This window comes from Mesorhizobium sp. M0514, from assembly GCF_040321145.1.
Classification (GTDB): Bacteria; Pseudomonadota; Alphaproteobacteria; order Rhizobiales; family Rhizobiaceae; genus Mesorhizobium.
Window position 1 is genome coordinate 1 of sequence record NZ_JAMYQZ010000084.1, and the last position, 18,390, is coordinate 18,390.

General features: G+C 61.6%; 18 protein-coding genes. 13 read left to right on the plus strand and 5 right to left on the minus strand.

Features of this window, described 5'->3' with window-relative positions:
* The coding region (locus NKI61_RS26120; protein WP_352841544.1) for a transposase at nt 1-268 on the minus strand (268 nt) is incomplete at its 3' end.
* A 194-nt stretch (nt 269-462) separates the two neighbouring features.
* Here NKI61_RS26120 and NKI61_RS26125 point away from each other — a divergent pair.
* Together NKI61_RS26125 and NKI61_RS26130 are read left to right on the plus strand one after the other, a co-directional pair.
* Nucleotides 463-960 (plus strand): 2,4'-dihydroxyacetophenone dioxygenase family protein, encoded by a 498-nt coding sequence (locus NKI61_RS26125; protein WP_023710477.1) that lies wholly within the window; start codon nt 463-465, stop codon nt 958-960.
* 70 nt (nt 961-1,030) lie between these two features.
* Nucleotides 1,031-1,768, plus strand: a complete 738-nt coding sequence (locus NKI61_RS26130) for an SDR family oxidoreductase (protein WP_245263955.1) — start codon at nt 1,031-1,033, stop codon at nt 1,766-1,768.
* Nucleotides 1,769-2,428: 660 nt separating this feature from the next.
* Here NKI61_RS26130 and NKI61_RS26135 read toward each other — a convergent pair.
* Together NKI61_RS26135 and NKI61_RS26140 are read right to left on the minus strand one after the other, a co-directional pair.
* Nucleotides 2,429-2,839: a hypothetical protein gene (locus tag NKI61_RS26135; protein WP_023738748.1), complete on the minus strand. Its 411-nt coding sequence runs from the start codon at nt 2,837-2,839 to the stop codon at nt 2,429-2,431.
* A 293-nt stretch (nt 2,840-3,132) separates the two neighbouring features.
* Nucleotides 3,133-4,227, minus strand: a complete 1,095-nt coding sequence (locus NKI61_RS26140) for a mandelate racemase/muconate lactonizing enzyme family protein (RefSeq protein WP_352512101.1) — start codon at nt 4,225-4,227, stop codon at nt 3,133-3,135.
* Nucleotides 4,228-4,415: 188 nt separating this feature from the next.
* Between NKI61_RS26140 and NKI61_RS26145 the strand changes: the two genes are divergently transcribed.
* The 6 genes from NKI61_RS26145 (at nt 4,416) to NKI61_RS26170 (ending at nt 11,438) form a co-directional block, all read left to right on the plus strand.
* Complete coding sequence (locus NKI61_RS26145) at nt 4,416-5,165, plus strand: FCD domain-containing protein (protein ID WP_023682469.1); 750 nt, start codon at nt 4,416-4,418, stop codon at nt 5,163-5,165.
* Nucleotides 5,162-6,781: a GMC family oxidoreductase gene (locus tag NKI61_RS26150; RefSeq protein WP_352841547.1), complete on the plus strand. Its 1,620-nt coding sequence runs from the start codon at nt 5,162-5,164 to the stop codon at nt 6,779-6,781. Before NKI61_RS26145 ends, NKI61_RS26150 begins: the two co-directional genes overlap by 4 nt.
* 101 nt (nt 6,782-6,882) lie before the next feature.
* Nucleotides 6,883-7,863 (plus strand): ABC transporter substrate-binding protein, encoded by a 981-nt coding sequence (locus NKI61_RS26155; protein ID WP_023672664.1) that lies wholly within the window; start codon nt 6,883-6,885, stop codon nt 7,861-7,863.
* Nucleotides 7,864-7,923: 60 nt separating this feature from the next.
* Nucleotides 7,924-9,468, plus strand: a complete 1,545-nt coding sequence (locus tag NKI61_RS26160) for a sugar ABC transporter ATP-binding protein (protein WP_023693473.1) — start codon at nt 7,924-7,926, stop codon at nt 9,466-9,468.
* Nucleotides 9,465-10,469 carry an ABC transporter permease gene (locus NKI61_RS26165; RefSeq protein ID WP_023682465.1) on the plus strand — a complete coding sequence of 335 codons (1,005 nt, stop codon included), beginning with the start codon at nt 9,465-9,467 and terminating at the stop codon, nt 10,467-10,469. Before NKI61_RS26160 ends, NKI61_RS26165 begins: the two co-directional genes overlap by 4 nt.
* A 3-nt stretch (nt 10,470-10,472) precedes the next feature.
* Complete coding sequence (locus NKI61_RS26170) at nt 10,473-11,438, plus strand: ABC transporter permease (RefSeq protein WP_352497368.1); 966 nt, start codon at nt 10,473-10,475, stop codon at nt 11,436-11,438.
* A gap of 177 nt (nt 11,439-11,615) precedes the next feature.
* Here NKI61_RS26170 and NKI61_RS26175 read toward each other — a convergent pair whose 3' ends face one another.
* Entirely contained in the window at nt 11,616-12,986 is a 1,371-nt protein-coding gene (locus tag NKI61_RS26175; RefSeq protein WP_352841549.1) for a Do family serine endopeptidase, read from the minus strand.
* Nucleotides 12,987-13,431: 445 nt separating this feature from the next.
* Between NKI61_RS26175 and NKI61_RS26180 the strand changes: the two genes are divergently transcribed.
* The 3 genes from NKI61_RS26180 to NKI61_RS26190 all read left to right on the plus strand — a co-directional run bounded on the left by NKI61_RS26180 (nt 13,432) and on the right by NKI61_RS26190 (nt 15,655).
* The gene (locus tag NKI61_RS26180; RefSeq protein ID WP_352841551.1) at nt 13,432-14,043 is read left to right on the plus strand and encodes an ATP-dependent Clp protease proteolytic subunit; all 612 of its coding nucleotides are present in this window, start codon (nt 13,432-13,434) and stop codon (nt 14,041-14,043) included.
* A 69-nt stretch (nt 14,044-14,112) separates the two neighbouring features.
* Nucleotides 14,113-14,541, plus strand: coding sequence for a GFA family protein (locus NKI61_RS26185; RefSeq protein WP_352787834.1), 429 nt, complete (start codon nt 14,113-14,115; stop codon nt 14,539-14,541).
* Nucleotides 14,542-14,587: 46 nt separating this feature from the next.
* Nucleotides 14,588-15,655 carry a M42 family metallopeptidase gene (locus NKI61_RS26190; protein WP_023672671.1) on the plus strand — a complete coding sequence of 356 codons (1,068 nt, stop codon included), beginning with the start codon at nt 14,588-14,590 and terminating at the stop codon, nt 15,653-15,655.
* Nucleotides 15,656-15,784: 129 nt separating this feature from the next.
* Here the strand turns inward: NKI61_RS26190 and NKI61_RS26195 are convergent, their stop codons facing one another.
* On the minus strand, nt 15,785-16,609 hold the full coding sequence (locus tag NKI61_RS26195) for an SIR2 family NAD-dependent protein deacylase (protein WP_352841553.1): 825 nt from the start codon (nt 16,607-16,609) through the stop codon (nt 15,785-15,787).
* A 914-nt stretch (nt 16,610-17,523) separates the two neighbouring features.
* Here NKI61_RS26195 and NKI61_RS26200 point away from each other — a divergent pair.
* A complete protein-coding gene (locus NKI61_RS26200) occupies nt 17,524-17,694 on the plus strand; it encodes a hypothetical protein (RefSeq protein ID WP_023688540.1) in 171 nt (56 codons plus the stop codon).
* 39 nt (nt 17,695-17,733) lie between these two features.
* The gene (locus NKI61_RS26205; protein ID WP_352841555.1) at nt 17,734-18,231 is read left to right on the plus strand and encodes a metallophosphoesterase; all 498 of its coding nucleotides are present in this window, start codon (nt 17,734-17,736) and stop codon (nt 18,229-18,231) included.
* Nucleotides 18,232-18,390: the final 159 nt, after the last annotated feature.

Here is an 18,390-nt window from a genome sequence, read left to right on the forward strand (position 1 = left end):
GCTCGGTGGAGAAGCGCCCGGCCCGGTCCTGCGGAACCCGCAGCTCGAGCTTGCCGACCCGCGTCACAAGGGTACGGCCGTAATAGCCCGAGCGATAGCCAAGCCGTTCGGGCGTGCGCTCGCTCTTCGAGGCACCCAGCGCCTCGTCCATCTCGGCCTCAAGCACCTCCTGCATCACCGCACGGAGCACTTCGTGCAATCCATCCGGGTTCGAAAGCAAAATGTCTTTGACGGCAGCGCTGGCGGTCTTAACTTCAGTCTTGGTCATGGTGGCGTTCCTTCGCGGGAATCAGGTGACGTGAACAATCACCAGCCTGCCATGACCGCCCCCTCTCAGCGAATTTGCAGAACTCTCAGCACACTACCCAATGCGTGGGCGCCCGATTGCGCCTCGGCAGAACTCGGCCCAGTTGTTAGGATCGCGCTGATATGGACTCCAATGAATTGGCGACAGAGGTTCCTATGTATCAATCCTTCAACGGCTCCGCCCATCCCCTGGCACCGAAAGAGATCGCGATCGCTGCCGTCCCCGAAGACGAGCGTGTCTGGGTCCCACAGGCGGAGGGCGTGTGGTTCCGACCACTTATGCTCAACACAATGCAAGGGCAGTGGTGCAATCTGCTCCGCGTACGCCGGGCCGGGATATTAAGCCGTCATCTGCATCCGGCCCCCGTGCATGGCTATGTGATCAAGGGGCGTTGGCATTATCTTGAACACGACTGGGTGGCAGAGACGGGATCTTACGTTTTCGAGCCGCCCGGTGAAATCCACACGCTCACGGTTCCAAGCGACGTGCCCGAGATGATCACCTTCTTCAACATTTCCGGCTGCATGGTTTACCTGGACAAGGATAACAAGCAGATTGGTTTCGAGGACGTTTTCACCAAGATCGACATGTGCAGAAATCACTATGCGAGCGTGGGTCTCGGTGACGATTTCGTCGATCAATTCGTACGGTAGACATCCGCCCGTTTGCCTTCCGCTGCGGTGAGTTCGCGGTCCGCCACAGAGGCGAAACGAGGAGATATTGGTGACCGACTCCATATGGGCCATGCCCTTCTTCGCGGGCAAGACCGTCGTCATTACCGGAGGCACGACAGGTATCGGAAACGGCATCGCCATGGCGTTCGCCGAGGCCGGGGCAATTGTCCACGCGACGGGGGCCACGGCCGCCGAGGTAGCGGCCGCTCGTGCATACGGCACCGCCGTCTCGTATTCAGTACTCGACGTCCGGGACATGACTGCGGTCGAAGGATATTCCAGTCAGTTCACATCCGTTGCAGCGCTCGTAAATTGCGCAGGGGTAAACCTGCGCGCCGCCGAATTCACTGTCCAGGGTTTCGAAACGGTGGTCGATATCAATCTCACCGGCTCCATGCGGAGTGCGAGCGCGTTCCGAGGGGCACTCTCGAACGGGGGCGCCATCGTCAACATCGCCTCGATGTTCGCGTTTTTCGGCGCGGCTCATGCCCCGGCTTACGCCGCATCCAAGGGCGCCATCGTGCAACTTACCAAGTCGCTCGCCATCGCCTATGCCGGGGATGGCATCCGCGTAAACGCATTGGCGCCTGGCTGGATCGAGACCGCCATGACCGCCGCGCCACGGGCCGATCCAGTTCGCAACGCGGAATTGATGAAACGCACTCCGATGGGTCGCTGGGGTACGCCGGGCGACCTGACCGGCCCCGCCTTGTTCTTGTGTTCTCCGCTCGCGGGGTTCATCACTGGGGCAATTCTGCCGGTTGACGGTGGCTATCTCATTGCGTGAGGCGTTGGCTATGCTGCGCGACCGATCTCCAAGCCTGTGTCGTCGAGATCAAGATCGAACGCGACCAATCGACCATGCCTGACCGCAATTGCCGCCACCAACTCCGCAAGCTCGCCATCCGTATGCTCGCAAAAAGCTGCCTGTTTCCTGACAATCGTGACCGCATCCCGAGTCGATACGACAGAGAACGGCCTCCGGGATCTCACGAAGGATTCCGCAACCTCCGCGACGGATGAAGCTCGGTCAAAATTATCTTGCATACTTGCACCTCTGTACGACGCTAGCCCAAGCTCGGCCCGCGCAAATTGTTCCCACTGGCCTAATGCAGCCTGGTTGGCATCCGGCCTGGCCCTTGTGTGCGAAGGCCGGGAGCAACGCGACATGGCCGTCGCCGTGCCTTGGACAGTAGGCTGGACGCATTCGTCTCCACTCAACCAAAGGTCACGCCATCGGCCAGTCCTCGCTACATGCTTCAAATGCGAACACGAGCGCGACGCTACAGACGAGGAGGATCAGATGTGTCCAAGCCGCTCGCCAAAATTTCCGATCCTCGGATCACCGCAGTTCCCGCGCAACAAGTCCGCCGGGAGACCTGTTTGCTCGCGCTAATTGCGGTCGACTGACTCCTGGCTCATTCGCCGCCCCGCCAGTTGGCTCCGGTCAGCCGGCCTCGTCCGTCTCCGTCATCGCTGGCCGGCGGACGATCCAATCGACCAAACCGGCTTCGGTCTGCTCGCAGGCCACGAATTCGCGCACCAGACTTCGCGCCAGCTCGCGCCATTGACACTCGGGCACGTTCATCTCCGCGATCAGATCTCGGCATGCAGCGCGTATGATGTCGGCATCGAAGGCTGACACGGCGACAGGACCACGGTCTGTATTCTTTGCTCGAGGAGTGTCGTCGCCCTGACGTTCGCGAAAGCGCCTCAGCACCTCGCGCGATGTGGCGATCGCTTGTCGGGTTTGACTCATAGCCTCGTAAAATCCAACTTCGCGGACCGGTGAGCGGTGCCGTGATAGAATGAAGTCCTCCATAACCGGATGTGCAGTGTCCGTACGCGTTGCAACCATCGCCGCCTCCCTGCAGGCGCACCCAATGCTTGCAGCTTCTGCCCGTTTTCGGGCGGCCGCCTGCATTTGTCGTGTCGCTGCTATGATCGCGTGAGTTAAAGCCGGTGAAGCGTCGCTGCAATTACAAATGTAAGTGTGGCATCCGATAAGTGGTATGCCCGCTGGCTGCGGCGGCGGCGAGTTCGTTCTTCAGACGGTCGAAGTCTTCCTCGGCGAAGCGCTCTCCGCGTTGCCGGAACGAGGAAGCAGGATCTGGACAAAATGCATGCGGCCGTGCCGCCGTTCAGGGGGCGCTATTGGCGAAAATCCGCCAATTTGCGCCAATCGAAGACAACGCCCACTCCAGGCTCGTCGGGTGCTATCGCCAAACCATCCTGAAGCCTAAGCGGCTCGGTGGTGTAAAGGTCAATATCGAAACTATGCGCCTCCACCCAGCCGGCATTTGTCTGACCTGCAACGAGACTGACATGAAGTTCCTGCATCCCGTGACTGCAGACCGGAATGCCAGCCTTGCGTGAGAGCGCTGCCACGCGCAGCCAGCCGGTGACCCCGCCGCAGTTGGAGGCGTCGGGTTGGATGTAGGCGAGATTCGACCAAGCGAAGGCATGCTCGAACTCCTCGATGACATGCAGGTTTTCTCCCATTGCCAGGGGCATTCCGGTCGCCTTGGCAATGCTGGCGTAACCCTCATAGTCGTCGGGTATGATGGGCTCCTCAAACCACAGCAGATCGTAGGCGGCGAATGCTCTCGCTGCCTCGATCGCTCGCGGGACGTCGAGCGCGTAGTTGGCGTCAACCATAAAGGTGACATGAGGGCCGATGCGCTCGCGGACTGCCTTCACCCGGGCCACATCCTCGGCCAGGTCGTCCTTGCCGACCTTGATCTTCACCCCGGTGAAGCCGGCATTGAGATAGGAATCGATGCTGGCCAAAAGCTGATCGAGGGTAAAGTTTAGGTCGATGCCGCCGCGATAGGCCTTGGCGCTCTTCCCGGCCCCGCCCGCCATCTGCCAAAGCGGCAGGCCGCTACGCCGGCCCTTGAGGTCCCATAATGCGATGTCGATCGCCGAGATCGCGAAAGAAGCGATGCCGCCGCGCCCGACATAGTGGATGTGCCAGAGCATGCCGTCGTAGATCGTGTCGATTTGCGTTGCGTCGCGTGCCTTGAGGAACGGCGCGAGGTCGTGATCGATCATTGCCTTGATCGCATAGCCGCCCCTGCCGCCGGTGTAGGTGTAGCCTGTGCCCTCGGTGCCGTCGGCAAGCCTCAGCGTGACGGTGACCAGCTCGAAATGCGTGTGCGCGCCGTGCTTGGCATCGGTCATCACCTCACGCAGTGGGACCCGGAACAGCCGGGTCTCGGCTTCCTTGATTTCGGTGCGGCTCATGCTGCGCTCCATTCAGGCTTTTTCATCGGACCATAATTGCACCGGCAGCGCTGACTGGCAACAATGTGGCTCATCTTTCAGCGATTCTGAAGCCAATCAGTCATTTTTGGTCCTACAAAAGCATCAATCCGCTTGTGCTTTGGTCCGATTTACCTTCTAATAACAGGACCATCTGGGAGGAAAAAGGCTTGCTGGATACGGAAGAGCGTCCTGAGATGCCCGCGGCTATTCTCGCCGCCCGCGCGGCCGACGCGATGGTGGCCGGCATAGAGGCCGACATCACGTCCGGAAGGCTTGGCGACGGCAGCTACCTGCCGGCCGAGCGCGAACTGATGATCGAGTATGGTGTAGGCCGGGGCGTTGTGCGTGAGGCGATTGCGCGCCTGGCCAGCCGCGGCCTGGTGGAAGCGCGTCCGCGGTTCCGGCCCGTGGCGCGCCGGCCTGGCCTGGATGCCGCGCTCGGCGCCCTCGACGGCATCGTAGGACATCTGCTGAGCGACCAGGCGGGCGTGAAGAACCTCTACGACATGCGCGTCTTCCTCGAGGCGTCGCTGGCGCGCAACGCCGCCATCCATGCCCGCAAGGATGACGTCACAGCCCTGAGGGCGGCGCTGGCGATGAACGAGGCGGCCATCCCGGATTCTGAGAAATTCTATGCGACGGACGTGGCGTTCCACGCAGCGCTCTATGACATCGCGCGAAACCCGGTGCTGCCTGTCGTGCACAAGGCATTTACCGCCTGGCTGTCGCCGCATTGGATGCGCATGCCACGGTCGCCCGAGCGCAACCGCGTGAATTTCCTCAGCCATCGTGAAATCTGCACGGCCATCATTGAGCGAGATCCTGACGGCGCCGAGCGGGCGCTGCTCAACCACCTCTCGGCGGCCTGGGAGTATGTCCGCGGTACATTCGAAAGCCGTGAGGCGCCGGAAGCATGACGCAGTCCTACGACCATATCGTGGTGGGCGGCGGAGCAGCCGGCTGCGTCGCGGCGGCAAGGCTTGTCAAAGCGGGACGGCGAACCCTGCTGCTGGAGGCCGGCCATTCCCATCATCACCCCTTGCTCGACATGCCGCCCGGCATCTTCAAGATGATCAACGGCTCGAAATTCATGCGCTATCACCGCACCGAGCCGCAGGCCCATCTCGACGGCCGCGTCCATGAAATCTCGCAAGGCAACGTGCTGGGCGGCGGCACCTCGGTCAACGCCCAGGTCTACATGCGAGGCCGCTCGGCCGATTATGAGGAATGGGACGAGCTGCTGCGCGGCAACAATGCCGGCGTACGCTGGAACTGGCAGGCGGTGCTGCCGCATTTCACCGGCATGGAGGGAAACAACCGCCTCGGCGGCGAACTGCATGGCAGCGAAGGTCCGCTGCTGGTCTCGGATCCAGGCCACATCGATGATGTTTCCCGTTGGTTCGTCCAGGCCGTCCAAGGCCTTGGATTGCCGTACAACCATGACTTCAACGGACCGTCGCAGCGCGGGGTCGGCTTCTACCAGTTCATGAACCGGCGGGGAAAGCGAAGCAGCGCCGCCTACGCCTTCATCGAGCCGCTCACGAATGATCCCAAGCTGACGCTGAAACTCAATTGCACAGTCAGCCGGCTGCTGATCGAAAACGGTCGGGTCACCGGCGTCGTCTATTCGGATGCGTCGGGCGCCGAGCATACCGTCCATGCAGATGCCGACGTGATCGTCTCGTCCGGTGCCCTCGTCTCGCCGAAACTGCTCATGCTGTCCGGCATCGGCCCCGCCGAGGCGCTTGCCAGGCACGGCATTTCCTGCGTCGCCGACCTGCCCGGGGTCGGCGAAAACCTGATCGACCATCCGGAGGTGCCGATCATCGCCACCGCAAACGGCCCATACGGCTATTTCAGGCAGGGCCAAGGCTGGCGGATGATCAGGAACGGCCTGCATTTCAAGCTCTTCGGCACCGGCACGATCCTGTCAGCGGGGGTGGAGGCCGGAGCCTTCGTCAATCCGGCCGATCCCGAGGGCGAACCGACGATCCAGGCCTTCTGCGTGCCGCACGTCTATCTGGACCGCGATATCCTGACCTTGGTCGAGAACACCTATGGGCTTACCGTGACGACAGTGGTGGTGAAGCCAAAGTCGCGCGGTTTCGTAAGGCTGCGTTCGGCGGATCCGAAGGACATGCCGATCGTTTCGCCGAACCTCCTTAAACATCCCGACGACATGAGGGAAATGATCTCCGGCCAGCGTTATTTCCTGCAGGCTTTTCAGACCAAGCCGCTCGCCGATCGGGTCAAGGCCATTGCCGTGCCAAGCCAGGATGATCTCAGCGACGAAGCCATGACAAAGCATTGCAAGCGCTTTGTGAAGACCAACTACCATCCGGCCGGGACATGCCGGATGGGCTCGGACAGCGACCGGATGGCGGTGCTGGACGCGGCGCTGCGCGTGCGCGGAATAGACAATCTGCGGGTTGCCGACATGTCGGCCTGCCCCAACATCAATGCCGGCAATACGGCGGCGCCCGCCATGATGCTGGGCGACCGCTGCGCCGACTTTATTTTGGAGGCGGCATAGCGCCTGATCCAGCTTCCCGACGGCGTCATCGCCGAAGCCGTCTGGGCCGATCGTGAGGAAATTACACAGTCGCTGAAAGCGACAATAAAGGAGGAAAGAGCATGATCATTACCCGTCGAAAACTACTGGTTGGCTCCGCCGCCGGCGCGGTCGCGCTGACACTCGGCTCACGCGCCTTCGCGGCGCTCCCGCCACTCGCCAAGAAGGACAAGTACAAGGTCGGTTTCGCCCAGACGGAAAGCAACAATCCGTGGCGCCTTGCCGAGACCAAGAGCATGCAGGACGAAGCCGCCAAGCTCGGCCATCAGCTGGTCTACACGGATGCCGCCGGTTCGTCGGCCAAGCAGGCCTCCGACGTGAACTCGATGATCGCGCAGGGCGTCGACGCAATCTTCCTGCCGCCCCGCGAAGACAAGCCCCTGGTGCCGGTCATTCTTGCCGCGCGCGATGCCGGCATACCGGTGTTTCTGGTCGACCGCGACGTTGATCACACCATGGCCAAGCCGGGCGAGGATTATGTCTGCTTCATCGGTTCGGATTTCATCGAGGAGGCGACCCGCGTCGGCGAATGGCTGGTCAAGAACGCCAATGGCAAGTCGAAAATCATCGAGCTGGAAGGCACGACCGGAGCCTCGGCCGCTACCGACCGCAAGAAAGGCTTCGACGATTTCATCGCCAAGCACTCGCAGTTCACCATCCTGGCATCGCAGTCCGGCGACTTCGCTCGTGACAAGGGCCGGCAGGTCGCCGAGACGCTGCTTCAGGCGCACCCTGATGCGGATATCATCTACGCGCACAATGATGAGATGGCGCTGGGCGCCATCGCCGCTTTGGAAGCAGCCGGCAAGACCCCGGGCAAGGATGTGCTGATCTTGTCGATCGACGGCGAGAAGGAAGGCGTCCAGGCGATCATTGACGGCAAGATCGGCGCTATCTGCGCTTGCAGCCCGCTGTTCGGGCCGAAGGCCTTCGCTACGATGGCCGACTATGCGGCCGGCAAGAAGATCCCGCCGTTCATCAAGAACGAGGATGCCTTCTTCGACGCCACGAACGCGAAGAAAGACTTCGATATTGCGTTCTGATATCCACTCTCTTTCCAGCTGCCCTACCCGCTCCGGCGGGTAGGGTTTGGGAGTTTGACGATGACCGCTCAGCCGGACCAAGCCGCGCTGCTCCTGGACATGCGTGACATCCAGAAGCGTTTTGCCGGCATCCCTGCCCTGGCCGATGCCTCGCTCCAGGTTCTTCCGGGCGAGATCCACGCACTCATCGGCCAGAACGGTGCGGGCAAATCGACACTTATCAAGGTGCTCACCGGCTATTACCGCCGGGATGCGGGCCAGGTGCTGTTCGAACGGAAGCCGTTCGAGGTTGGGTCTCCGCATCAGGCCCAGGTCAGCGGCATCAGCACCATCTACCAGGAGATCAATCTCGTACCGCTGCGCTCGGTCACCGAGAACATCTGCCTTGGACGCGAGAAGCGCCGCCGCGGCCTGCTCGACTGGAGCGCGATGCATGCGGAAGCCGAGCGCCTGCTCAGCCGCTTCTCGATCGGCATCGACGTGCGCCGCCCGCTCAGCGATTTCAACACCGCCACGCAGCAGATGGTGGCGATCGCCCGCGCCATCGGCTTTTCCGCCCGCCTCGTGATCATGGATGAGCCGACCTCCTCGCTGGACGAGCGTGAAGTCTCGGTCTTGTTCAGCGTTATCCGTCAGCTCAAGGCCGACGGCGTCTCCGTTCTGTTCGTCAGCCACAAGCTCGACGAGTTGTACGAGGTCTGCGACCGGGTCACGATCATGCGTGACGGCCGCACGGTGCGAAGCGCGGCGATGAGCGACATCGGCAAGCTGGAGCTGGTCGCGGCCATGCTCGGCCGCGACGTCGCAGCCGTCGAAGGCCACGCGACCGCCTTCGGCGAACGCGATCGGTCGAGGATCGGTGATGTGCTGTTTACCGCGCAAAGGCTGGCAGCCGGCCAGTTGGTCCGTGACGTGAGCTTCGACCTGCGCCGCGGCGAGATCGCCGGCTTTGCCGGCTTGCTCGGCGCCGGCCGCACCGAAACAGCCCGCCTCGTATTCGGCGCCGACCGCCGGAGCGCAGGCGAGATGACGATGGAGGGCGCGTCCTACCATCCCGCACGGGCCGCCGATGCCATCGCCGCAGGGATGGGCTTCTGCACCGAGGACCGCAAGGCCGAGGGCATCGTGCCGGAAATGACCGTCGCGGAGAACATAACACTGGCACTGCTGCCGAAAATCAGCCGCAATGGCATCCTGAACGAGGCCCGGCAGAAGGAGATCGTCGAGCGCTTCATTCGTGAACTCGACATCAAATGCTCGGGGCCTAACCAGAAGGTCCGCGAGTTGTCGGGCGGCAACCAGCAAAAGGTGCTGCTTGCCCGCTGGCTGGCAATGAACCCGAAGCTGCTCATTCTCGATGAGCCGACGCGCGGCATCGATGTCGGGGCCAAGGCCGAGATCCAGCGCCTCATCCGCAAGCTTGCCGATGACGGGCTCGGCGTGCTGATGATCTCCTCGGAACTCGAGGAAGTGATGGAAGGAGCCGACCGCATATTCGTGCTGCGCGAAGGAGTGAGGGTGGCCGAACTGGAAGGCCAGGCAGCCGACGAGGAGGACGTGCTCGCGGCGATGGCGCATGGTGGCGCGGCGAAGGAGGCAGCGTGAGCGATCTGGCCACACCATCCGCAGCCAACGACGCTGGAAACCGCCGCTTTGATGTGTTCGGTTTCCTGGCGCGCTACGGCACGGTGATCGCGCTTGTGCTGCTGGTGGTCTTCAACCTTGCCTATACGCGCAATTTCGCGACTCTGCAGACACTCAACGTCAACCTGACCCAGGTCTGCACGATTGTGATCGTCGCGGTGGGGATGACCCTGGTGATCGCCACCGGCGGCATCGACCTGTCGGTTGGTTCGCTGATGGCGATCTCCGGCGCATTGGCGCCGATGATCTTCATGGGCACGATCTTCCCGGTCGGAAACATCTATCTGGCGGTAGCCGTCGCGATGATTGCCTCGATCCTCGTCGCCGGCCTGTTCGGGCTGTTCAACGGCTGGTTGGTCTCGCGTTTCCGCATCCAACCGATCGTCGCAACGCTCGTGCTGTTCATCGCCGGGCGCGGGATCGCGCAGGTCATGACCAACGGCAATCTGCAGACCTTCCGCGTGCCGCAATTCCAGTGGATCGGACTTGCCCGCCCGCTCGGCATTCCCGCGCAGGTCATCATCATGGCCGTGCTGGTTGCGGCGGCCGCTTGGGCCCTTCACCGCACGGTGTTCGGGCGAAGCATCCTGGCTGTCGGCGGCAATGAAAAGGCCTCTGAACTGGCCGGCATCGCCGTATCGAGGATCAAGCTCGCCGTCTATGCGATCAGCGGCCTGTGCGCGGGGCTGGCCGGTCTCGTCGTCATTGCGATCAACTCCTCCAGCGACGCCAATCTCGTGGGGCTGGGCATGGAACTCGACGCCATCGCGGCGGTCGCGGTGGGCGGCACGCTGTTGAGTGGCGGAAAGGCCACAATCATCGGCACCCTGCTGGGCGCACTGACCATCCAGTTGGTGCGCTACACGCTGCTCGCCAATGGCGTGCCCGACGCCGCTGCGCTCGTCGTCAAGGCCGGCATCATCGCATTCGCCGTCTGGCTGCAGCAGCAACACCGGGTGTAATCCATGAACAGCGCCAGACTGGTTCGCATCATCGGCACTTACGGTGTCGTCATCGCGCTTGCAGCCCTCGTCCTGTTCGGATTCCTGCGCTACGACCGCTTCCTCGGCCTCTTCAACGTGATGAGCGTTCTGCGCTACAACTCGATGTTCGCGCTCGTCGCGCTCGGCATGTGCTTCGTGATCATGACCGGCGGCATAGACCTGTCCGTCGGCTCCGTCGCCGCCTTGGGCAGCGTCGCTTCCGCCCTGGCGAGCCCGCACGGCATCGCGGCAGGCCTTGCAGCGGGCGTTGGCGCCGGCCTGGCAGCCGGGCTGATCAACGCGCTCCTGGTTACGCGCGGAAACCTGATGCCATTCATCGCCACGCTTGCCACCATGCTGGCCGCAAGCGGCTCGGCGCTGCTTCTGGCCGGCAACCAGACCGTTTCGGTGTCTTATGATTCGGGTTTCACCGCCATCGGCCAAGGGAATTTCTGGATTTTCCCGATTCCGGCAGTCATCGCCCTGGTTGCCTATGCCGTCGGCTCAGTGGTCCTGAACTACACCAGCACGGGACGGACGGTGCTGGCCATCGGCGGTGGCGAGGATGCCTCGCGGCTGATGGGGCTGCGCACTGACCGCGTCAAATTTCTCGTCTATGTCGCAAGCGGGTGCCTGGCCGGGCTCGCCGGCGTCGTCCTCGCTTCTCAGTTCGGCGCAGGCCAGCCGATCGAGGGCGTCGGCTGGGAGCTGTTTGCCATCGCAGCCGTGGTCGTGGGCGGGACGCTGCTGACCGGCGGCTCGGGCTCGGTGTTGACCACGCTGGCCGGCGTGCTGTTGCTCGGGATCCTTTTCAACGTCCTGAACTTCGAAAACGGCATGGGTTGGATTTCGCTGTCAGCCTACTGGCAGTCGGTGATCCGCGGGCTGTTTTTGCTCGTCGTCGTCCTTCTCCAGGCACGGCTTACGGCAAGGCGCGAAACTGCCTGAGGATGGCGAGCGCCTTCGAGCACGATGGCGCTGCAGAATCAGTGCGCGTTGCGCACCCGGCCGATGAGCGCATCCCGCAGACTTTCTGCGGCGATGCTTCCCCGGTGCACCTGGGGTCCGACACCCTTGGAGCGGGATCCGCAAGCGGATCCTGGTGCAGTCACATGGCCGTCCTGGTCATTTCCCGGCGACCGCCACGAACACGGACTGCCCCTGCCTTTCCAGCCGAAACAGGATGGGCTTGCTCTGCCGGCGAGAGTTCGCCCATTCCTCGACGATATCCGAAGGCTCCGTCACGCGGCGATTGTTGGCCGATATGATGACATCGCCGGGCTGCAATCCGCTCCGGGCGGCAAGGCCATCGGGAACCACTTCCACGACGAAGACGCCGGTTGTTCCTGATTTGATGCCTAGCTGCTGACGCGCCTGATCCGGAATCGGGCTGAGGGATAGGCCGAGGCCTTCGGCCGCCGACTTCTTGTCGGGAACAGCGCCGGTCTTCACCTCCGCATCCTTGCGCTCACCGATGACAAGCGCGATCTCCTGGTCCTTGCCGCCGTTACTCCGTGTCAGAGTGGCCTTGCTGCCAGGCTTCTGGCTAGCCGTCGCAAGCGTGAGGTCATGGACACCCTCAATGCCCTTGCCGTTGAACCGGGTGATCACGTCACCCGGCTTCAAGCCGGCTTTCTCCGCCGGGCTGCCGGGCTCGACCGAAGCAACCAGCGCGCCCTTGTCATCCTTCATCCCGAGGGCCTCAGCCAGCGACGGCGTGATGTCCTGCAGGCGGACCCCGATGAAGCCACGCTCGATCCGGCCGGTTCTGATCAACTGGTCGGCGATGCTCTGGGCGGTGCGCGATGGCACCGCAAATCCGATCCCGATGCTGCCGCCGGACGGCGAGACGATGGCGGTGTTGACGCCGATCACCTCGCCACGTGCGTTGAACAGCGGACCGCCCGAGTTGCCTCGATTGATCGACGCGTCCGTCTGGAGAAAATCGTCGTACGGCCCGGCTTGAATGTCTCGCGAGCGGGCCGAAAGAACGCCGACAGTGACTGTCCCTCCGAGCCCGAAGGGACTGCCGATCGCGATTGTCCATGCGCCCGGCTGCATTGCATCCGAGTCACCCCATTTGGTCGTGGTCATGTTGGGCCGCGGGTCGACCTTCAGCACCGCTATATCGGTGGCGGGGTCACGGCCGACCAATTGCGCCGGCGCCGTTTCCTTGTCGGAGAATACGACATGGATCTCTGTCGCATCGGCAACGACATGGTTGTTGGTGACGATGTAGCCGTCGGCACTGATCACAAATCCGGAGCCAAGCGCCTCCCTCACCTGCGGCTGAACGGGTCCGAGGCCCTGGCCGTCGAACGGGCTTGTAAAATCGCCCGCCGTCGTATGGTCCTGGACAACCTCCCGGGTCGTGATCGCGACCACGGCCGGCAATTTCTGCTGGATGATCGCCGTGAAGTCGGTCGGGGTATCCTGAGCCCGGACAGGCGCCACCCCACAGGCCGAGAGCATCAGCGCAACCGCGATCAAGCGCATTGCAAATCGTCTTTGCATATCGTGAGACATTGCTGGACCTCCTGCCGGACAGCCCCGGCCGCTCGGCCGCGCCGCGCGGAGCCGGTGCTCCGGACGCTAGAACTGCCAACAAAGCTGTTTGTTTCAGCTCCCCGGAAAAATGGCACGGCCAGGAAAAACAGCCCGACCGCGGGGTCTGCAAGGCAGCAGCCGGGAACCATTGAGGCCGTCGAGTTCAACCGTCTCACAGGACTGGTCCCGGACGTGCAGAAATCAGCGCGACATGCTCATGGAGCCAACCCAGCGGCTGAGGTGCCTCTACCGGGCCTGGTGCGAAAAGGATCTGCAATGAAAGAGGGAGCTCCACAGCCGCCGAGAGACGCGGCTGTGATCACCACCGCTCGAACTCCCTCAAGGGAACAAAAAGGTACCAACTAAGTTCGACCCCCATAATGAGGATGCCTATATGGACCTGTTGCCCCAGTCAGCCGAACACGCCGTCTCGCCGCCGCCCGGTCCAGACCTTCACCGGCTTTTGTTCGATCCAAACTTGCGTATACACGGCTTGATTGATGACACTGTCGTCACCAAAGCCTTGGACGATTTGAAAGCCGTGCGTTCCAGCGAAGACGATCTCTACGTTGAAATCGACACGCCCGGAGGCGACGCCGACGGCGCGCGACGTCTAGCTCTAGAGTTCAAACTTTTTCTGAAACACTCGGGCCGCAACGGCTACATCATTGGCAAGAATACGGTTTACTCTGCCGGGGTAACGGTCCTTGCCGCTTTCCCGAAAGCCTGCAGGTTCCTTTGCCCGCAAGCAGTCCTGCTGATTCATGAAAGAAGGCTTGAGAAAGACTTGGTTCTGAATGGGCCAATTCGAAGCTGTCTTCAGATCGTTCGCGAACAACTTGCACTGTTGGAAACGGCAGAGCGACTCGAGAATGAAGGGTTCGCCGATCTCGTCCAAGGTTCTCGAACATCGCTGGAAGAGCTGCGCGACCATGCCTTGACCAACTGCTACCTGATGGCAGCCAGAGCTTTGGAGTTGGGCCTTGTTGAAGACATTGCCGATTAACTTGACGCCTCGGATGCAAACGGCAGAGCCGAGTCCAACACGCTTCCCTCACTCATGGCTCCGGCGACCATGAACGGCAAGGTTGAAAAGATAGAGCGGACCGGCGGCTGTCTTTGCGGGTCTGTGAGGTATGTTGTTACCGGCGCGCCGTTGCGCGTTGGCTTGTGTCATTGCCAGGATTGCAAGCGAACCAGCGGCAGCACCTACAGTGCCTTTGCCGTGTGGCCGCGGTCGGCTTACCAGTGTAAGGGCGAGCTTGCGGCGTTCAACGGCAGAGGTTTTTGTCCGGCATGCGGGTCGCGCGTGGTGAATCTCCGCGACGACGAAGCCGAGATCATGATCGGCACTCTCGATGATGCGCCAAACGACCTTCTCCCGGCATACGAGCTTTGGACCCCCCGGCGCGAAGCCTGGCTCCACAACCTGCCTTGGGCTGACCAATTCGCGGGCGATCGCACCGAAGAAGGCCAAAATTGGCGCGAAGCCCGACGAGTATGACCATGCTCGAATGGCCCTCCACCCGTGAACTGTGAAAGTCAGCTTCATGCGCGATGAATCACTCAAGTTCTTGAAGGAAATTGTGGCGACCCCGTCGCCGAGCGGCTTTGAGCAACCCGTAGCGGAGCTTTTCCGCGAGTATGTTCGTCCGTATGCCCACAGGTTGACGACGGACGTCATGGGCAATGTCACGGCGATCATCAATCCTGAGGCGTCTATGCGCTTCATGTATGCCGGGCACATGGATGAGGTCGGCTTCATCGTCCATTACATCGACGATGACGGCTTTCTTTTCTTCAGCACCATAGGTGGAACGGACGTTGCCACTGAAATCGGCCAGCGTGTCTGGGTGCACGGCAAGGAGCCGATCCTGGGCGTCGTAGGTCGCAAAGCAATCCAGACCTTCAAAGCCTCTGACACGTCTCAAACTCCCTCGCTGATGGAACTATGGATCGATATCGGCGCGAGTTCGCGAGAGGAAGCGTTGAAGGTCGTAGAGGTCGGCAGCGCGGTCACTATCCACGGCGAGTTTGCGGCGCTACAGGGCAACCTTGCTGTCGGACGAGCGTTCGACAACAAGGTTGGCCTCCTCATCGGCGCCGAGGTCCTGCGCTGCCTCTCCGAGGAGGGAGGCGTTCACCCCGGCGTGGGCCTCTATATCCTGGGTACGGTTCAAGAGGAAATTGGGTCCCGAGGCGCGATGACCTCAGCGTTCAACATCGCACCTCGAACCGGCCTCGCAATCGATATGGGCGTGGCGATGGACTATCCGCGCGCTCGCGCCGAGGATCAGGGCAAACTGGACCTTGGGAAAGGGCCGGCAATCACTCAAGGCGCGAACACCAACCCGGTGGTGTTCAATCTGCTGAAGTCGGTGGCCGAGAAAGAGGGCCTACCTTATCAGCTTCAGGCGGTGGGCAGCTCAAGCCCTACCGACGCGCGTGTCATGCAGCAGAACCGAGGCGGCGTCGCAAGTGGAGTGCTCTCCGTGCCTTTGCGTTACATGCATACCCCGTCCGAAGTTGTTTGCCTGGATGATGTGCAAACGACGATTGACCTTGTTTGTGCATATTGCCGGCAATTGACGCCGGAGATCGACTTCACGCCAAGATGATCGCGGCGGGATTGATTGTGGAAGTCCTAGCTCCAACAGTCGCTGATCTGGTGCCTGTCGGCCACCGCCTGGTGCGTCGGTCACCGCGCACCTGAGAAAACCCAACTGCAGTCCACTGGGGAGCGCGCCTCAGGTCACCCCCACCGCTTCCACCAAACGCCTGAGGAAGTCCGTCAGACCGGCTTCAGGATCATCACCTGCGCCAACGAGCACCGAAATACCCCAGCGCCCAAGCACGGCCTCCTCCACAGGGTTGCGGCTGGGCATGAAGATGAACGAAGGGGGACGATCTTTCTCATATCCAGACCGGTGCCAGGTCTGCCAAAGCCGGTGCAACAGCAGCCGGATGTTTGGATCGGAGAGGCTATAGCCAATGAACAGGATCGTGCTGCCGAGAGCATCGGAGCGAAAGCGGACATCAAGGGGAGAATTGAAGGACAGGCGGTCAAGATAGTCGGTTTCGGTGAGGACAAGGGAAGAGTCCTCGTCAAAGTCGCCGTGAAATTTCACGATGTGCGTTACGCCTCGACGGGCCTGCGCAACGTGCCGTGCGTTGGCCACTTTCACGTACTCTAGACCGTGGATTTCAAAAGCGAGTTCCAGGTTCCGGTCATAGTTCGTCGTATAGATGACGGGAAAATCGAGCGTCACGATGAGTCGGTGCAATTCCGATTTCTCAATCCGTTCCTTGGCGACAGACCAGTTTCTGTCCATCCAACTGCGAAGTGGTCCGATACTGCCATGCTTGATCCGATAGTATTCGGCCAAGGTCTGAAAACGATCGCGTCGCGTGGAAAATTCATCGTCGACGCCGAGCTCCTTTGCCATTCGCTCGATGAGTTTCTCCCAAGACGGAAGTCCGACGCTGATCGATACCCCCGCCCCCACAAACAAAATTGCGCTGCGATGACGAATTGCATTGGCGAGCGAATCTATAGGATGATCATCGTTCATGGATAGGTCCTCCGAAGCCACTCGCGTGGGCCGGACCTAAGGTGCGTGCCCCGGTGCGGGGATCGTGGACGCGGCTCCCCAATTCGAGCCAGCGTGCTCCGCCCTCATCGACGAAATCGGGTCGACCACGCACCAGCCAGCCCAGAGGGGGCGGCCCTTGCAGTCCTGCCGAGCCGCTTGCCACCCGAACCGAGGTAGCGGCCGCGAGGACACTGGCTGTGAACTGGAACCGGCGGTGTTGCGGTTTACTGGCCACGTTGATTCAGTTCTGCGCCAGCCATATTGCGCAAAACTCTGTCGAGTTTCGCATTCACCAAGAGGTTGCGCCGCTTCGCGCCGATAAAGATGGCGAGAGAGTAAATCATTGTAAGAACAGAGATCATCGTCATTCCGGCCTAAACATCAGCGGCCGGAGATGTTCCATGCGCCCGGAAATATTCCAGTGCAGGTGTTTTTAAATCGCCGAAGCTACGCGCTCAATGCGCGGTTGGTTTCGTGTCCAGGGCGGACGAATTAGCGCAAGGCGGTATTCATCCTCCCACATCGGCGGCGGACTGAAGCGAAATGCTGGTTGTGTCCCCCAGAATTGCAATGAAACGCCGATGCTTTGCATGCGGCCCGGAACAAATGCTCGCTTGCACAGTTCGAGCCATGCAGCGGTCGACCCCCGCGCTGCAAGATCGGTAGCCCGATCGCCCGCGCCGGCCCCTCCCACGGCGCGGGCTTTCGTTTGAATTCACGCTGTCGGGGTTGGAGTCGCTCCGCCGTTGTCGCGAGCCGGCTGATATACGCGCTGTCCGGGGCTCGCGGGATGCCGGCGACATCGGCATTCGCGCAGTCCGGCAGGTCAGCCGATGCACGGGAACAACGCGGCACTGTGATGGTTTGGTGGCCTCGGAAGGTGGCAGAGAACGATGGGCAAAAAGCCCAAACAGCACGCAAAATCCACGGCGGATCGCGAAAAGGCGATCGAGGCGCTCTACTTCGCGCGCAAGTGCGGCCTTACGAAGGAAGAGGCACTCAAGATGCTCAGGGAAGCCCCGATCGGGATCGATGATGAAGCCGAAGAGCGCTCCGGCATTTAGACGCGATCGCCGGTCGCGCGTCGCAGCCGGCCGCGGCGCATGATCTTCTTCACTTCCGATACGCATTTCAACGATCCGCGCATTCTGCGCCTCGACCGGCGTCCCTTCGCCTCGTTGGTCGAGCATGACCAGGCGCTGGTTGCGTTTTGGAACGAAACGGTTGGCCCGAACGACGAGGTCTGGCACCTCGGCGATTTCGCCAAGGGTCCAGCCGAGACCGTGTCTTCACTGCTGTCGTCTCTTAACGGGTCCAAGCACCTGATAATTGGCAACAATGATGGCGCTGCCACCATTGGCGACCCGGCCTGGGCGAGCGTGCACCACTATATGGAGCTTCTTGTCGAGGGCAGCTTGCTGGTTCTGTGTCACTATCCTTTTCGCACCTGGAACCAGATCGGCAAGAGATCGGTAAACCTGCACGGTCATTCGCACGGTCGTCTGAAGCCGATGACGCGCCAGCATGATGTCGGCGTCGACGCATGGGGGTTTCGTCCGGTAACCTTTGCTGCCATTCGGGCCAGTCGCCGGCGGGGTTAGCCCGGCAGAACGCCGGGCGAGCGAAGGTGTCAGCTTTGCGGGATTCGAGCCGACGAGAGGCCGTCTGTAATCCTGCCGGGCCTGCCACAACGCGACAATCCTGGTTGGGCGACTTCAAATAGGAGAACTGCTTCATATATGCGGTTTTCGCGGTACGCG

Excerpts from the sequence above, each read along its gene's own strand:
- NKI61_RS26125 (WP_023710477.1), top strand. The coding sequence starts at position 463 with ATGTATCAATCCTTCAACGGCTCCGCCCATCCCCTGGCACCGAAAGAG.
- NKI61_RS26135 (WP_023738748.1), bottom strand. The coding sequence starts at position 2,839 with ATGGTTGCAACGCGTACGGACACTGCACATCCGGTTATGGAGGACTTC.
- NKI61_RS26140 (WP_352512101.1), bottom strand. The coding sequence starts at position 4,227 with ATGAGCCGCACCGAAATCAAGGAAGCCGAGACCCGGCTGTTCCGGGTC.
- NKI61_RS26150 (WP_352841547.1), top strand. The coding sequence starts at position 5,162 with ATGACGCAGTCCTACGACCATATCGTGGTGGGCGGCGGAGCAGCCGGC.
- NKI61_RS26155 (WP_023672664.1), top strand. The coding sequence starts at position 6,883 with ATGATCATTACCCGTCGAAAACTACTGGTTGGCTCCGCCGCCGGCGCG.
- NKI61_RS26160 (WP_023693473.1), top strand. The coding sequence starts at position 7,924 with ATGACCGCTCAGCCGGACCAAGCCGCGCTGCTCCTGGACATGCGTGAC.
- NKI61_RS26170 (WP_352497368.1), top strand. The coding sequence starts at position 10,473 with ATGAACAGCGCCAGACTGGTTCGCATCATCGGCACTTACGGTGTCGTC.
- NKI61_RS26175 (WP_352841549.1), bottom strand. The coding sequence starts at position 12,986 with ATGCGCTTGATCGCGGTTGCGCTGATGCTCTCGGCCTGTGGGGTGGCG.
- NKI61_RS26180 (WP_352841551.1), top strand. The coding sequence starts at position 13,432 with ATGGACCTGTTGCCCCAGTCAGCCGAACACGCCGTCTCGCCGCCGCCC.
- NKI61_RS26185 (WP_352787834.1), top strand. The coding sequence starts at position 14,113 with ATGAACGGCAAGGTTGAAAAGATAGAGCGGACCGGCGGCTGTCTTTGC.
- NKI61_RS26190 (WP_023672671.1), top strand. The coding sequence starts at position 14,588 with ATGCGCGATGAATCACTCAAGTTCTTGAAGGAAATTGTGGCGACCCCG.
- NKI61_RS26195 (WP_352841553.1), bottom strand. The coding sequence starts at position 16,609 with ATGAACGATGATCATCCTATAGATTCGCTCGCCAATGCAATTCGTCAT.
- NKI61_RS26200 (WP_023688540.1), top strand. The coding sequence starts at position 17,524 with ATGGGCAAAAAGCCCAAACAGCACGCAAAATCCACGGCGGATCGCGAA.
- NKI61_RS26205 (WP_352841555.1), top strand. The coding sequence starts at position 17,734 with ATGATCTTCTTCACTTCCGATACGCATTTCAACGATCCGCGCATTCTG.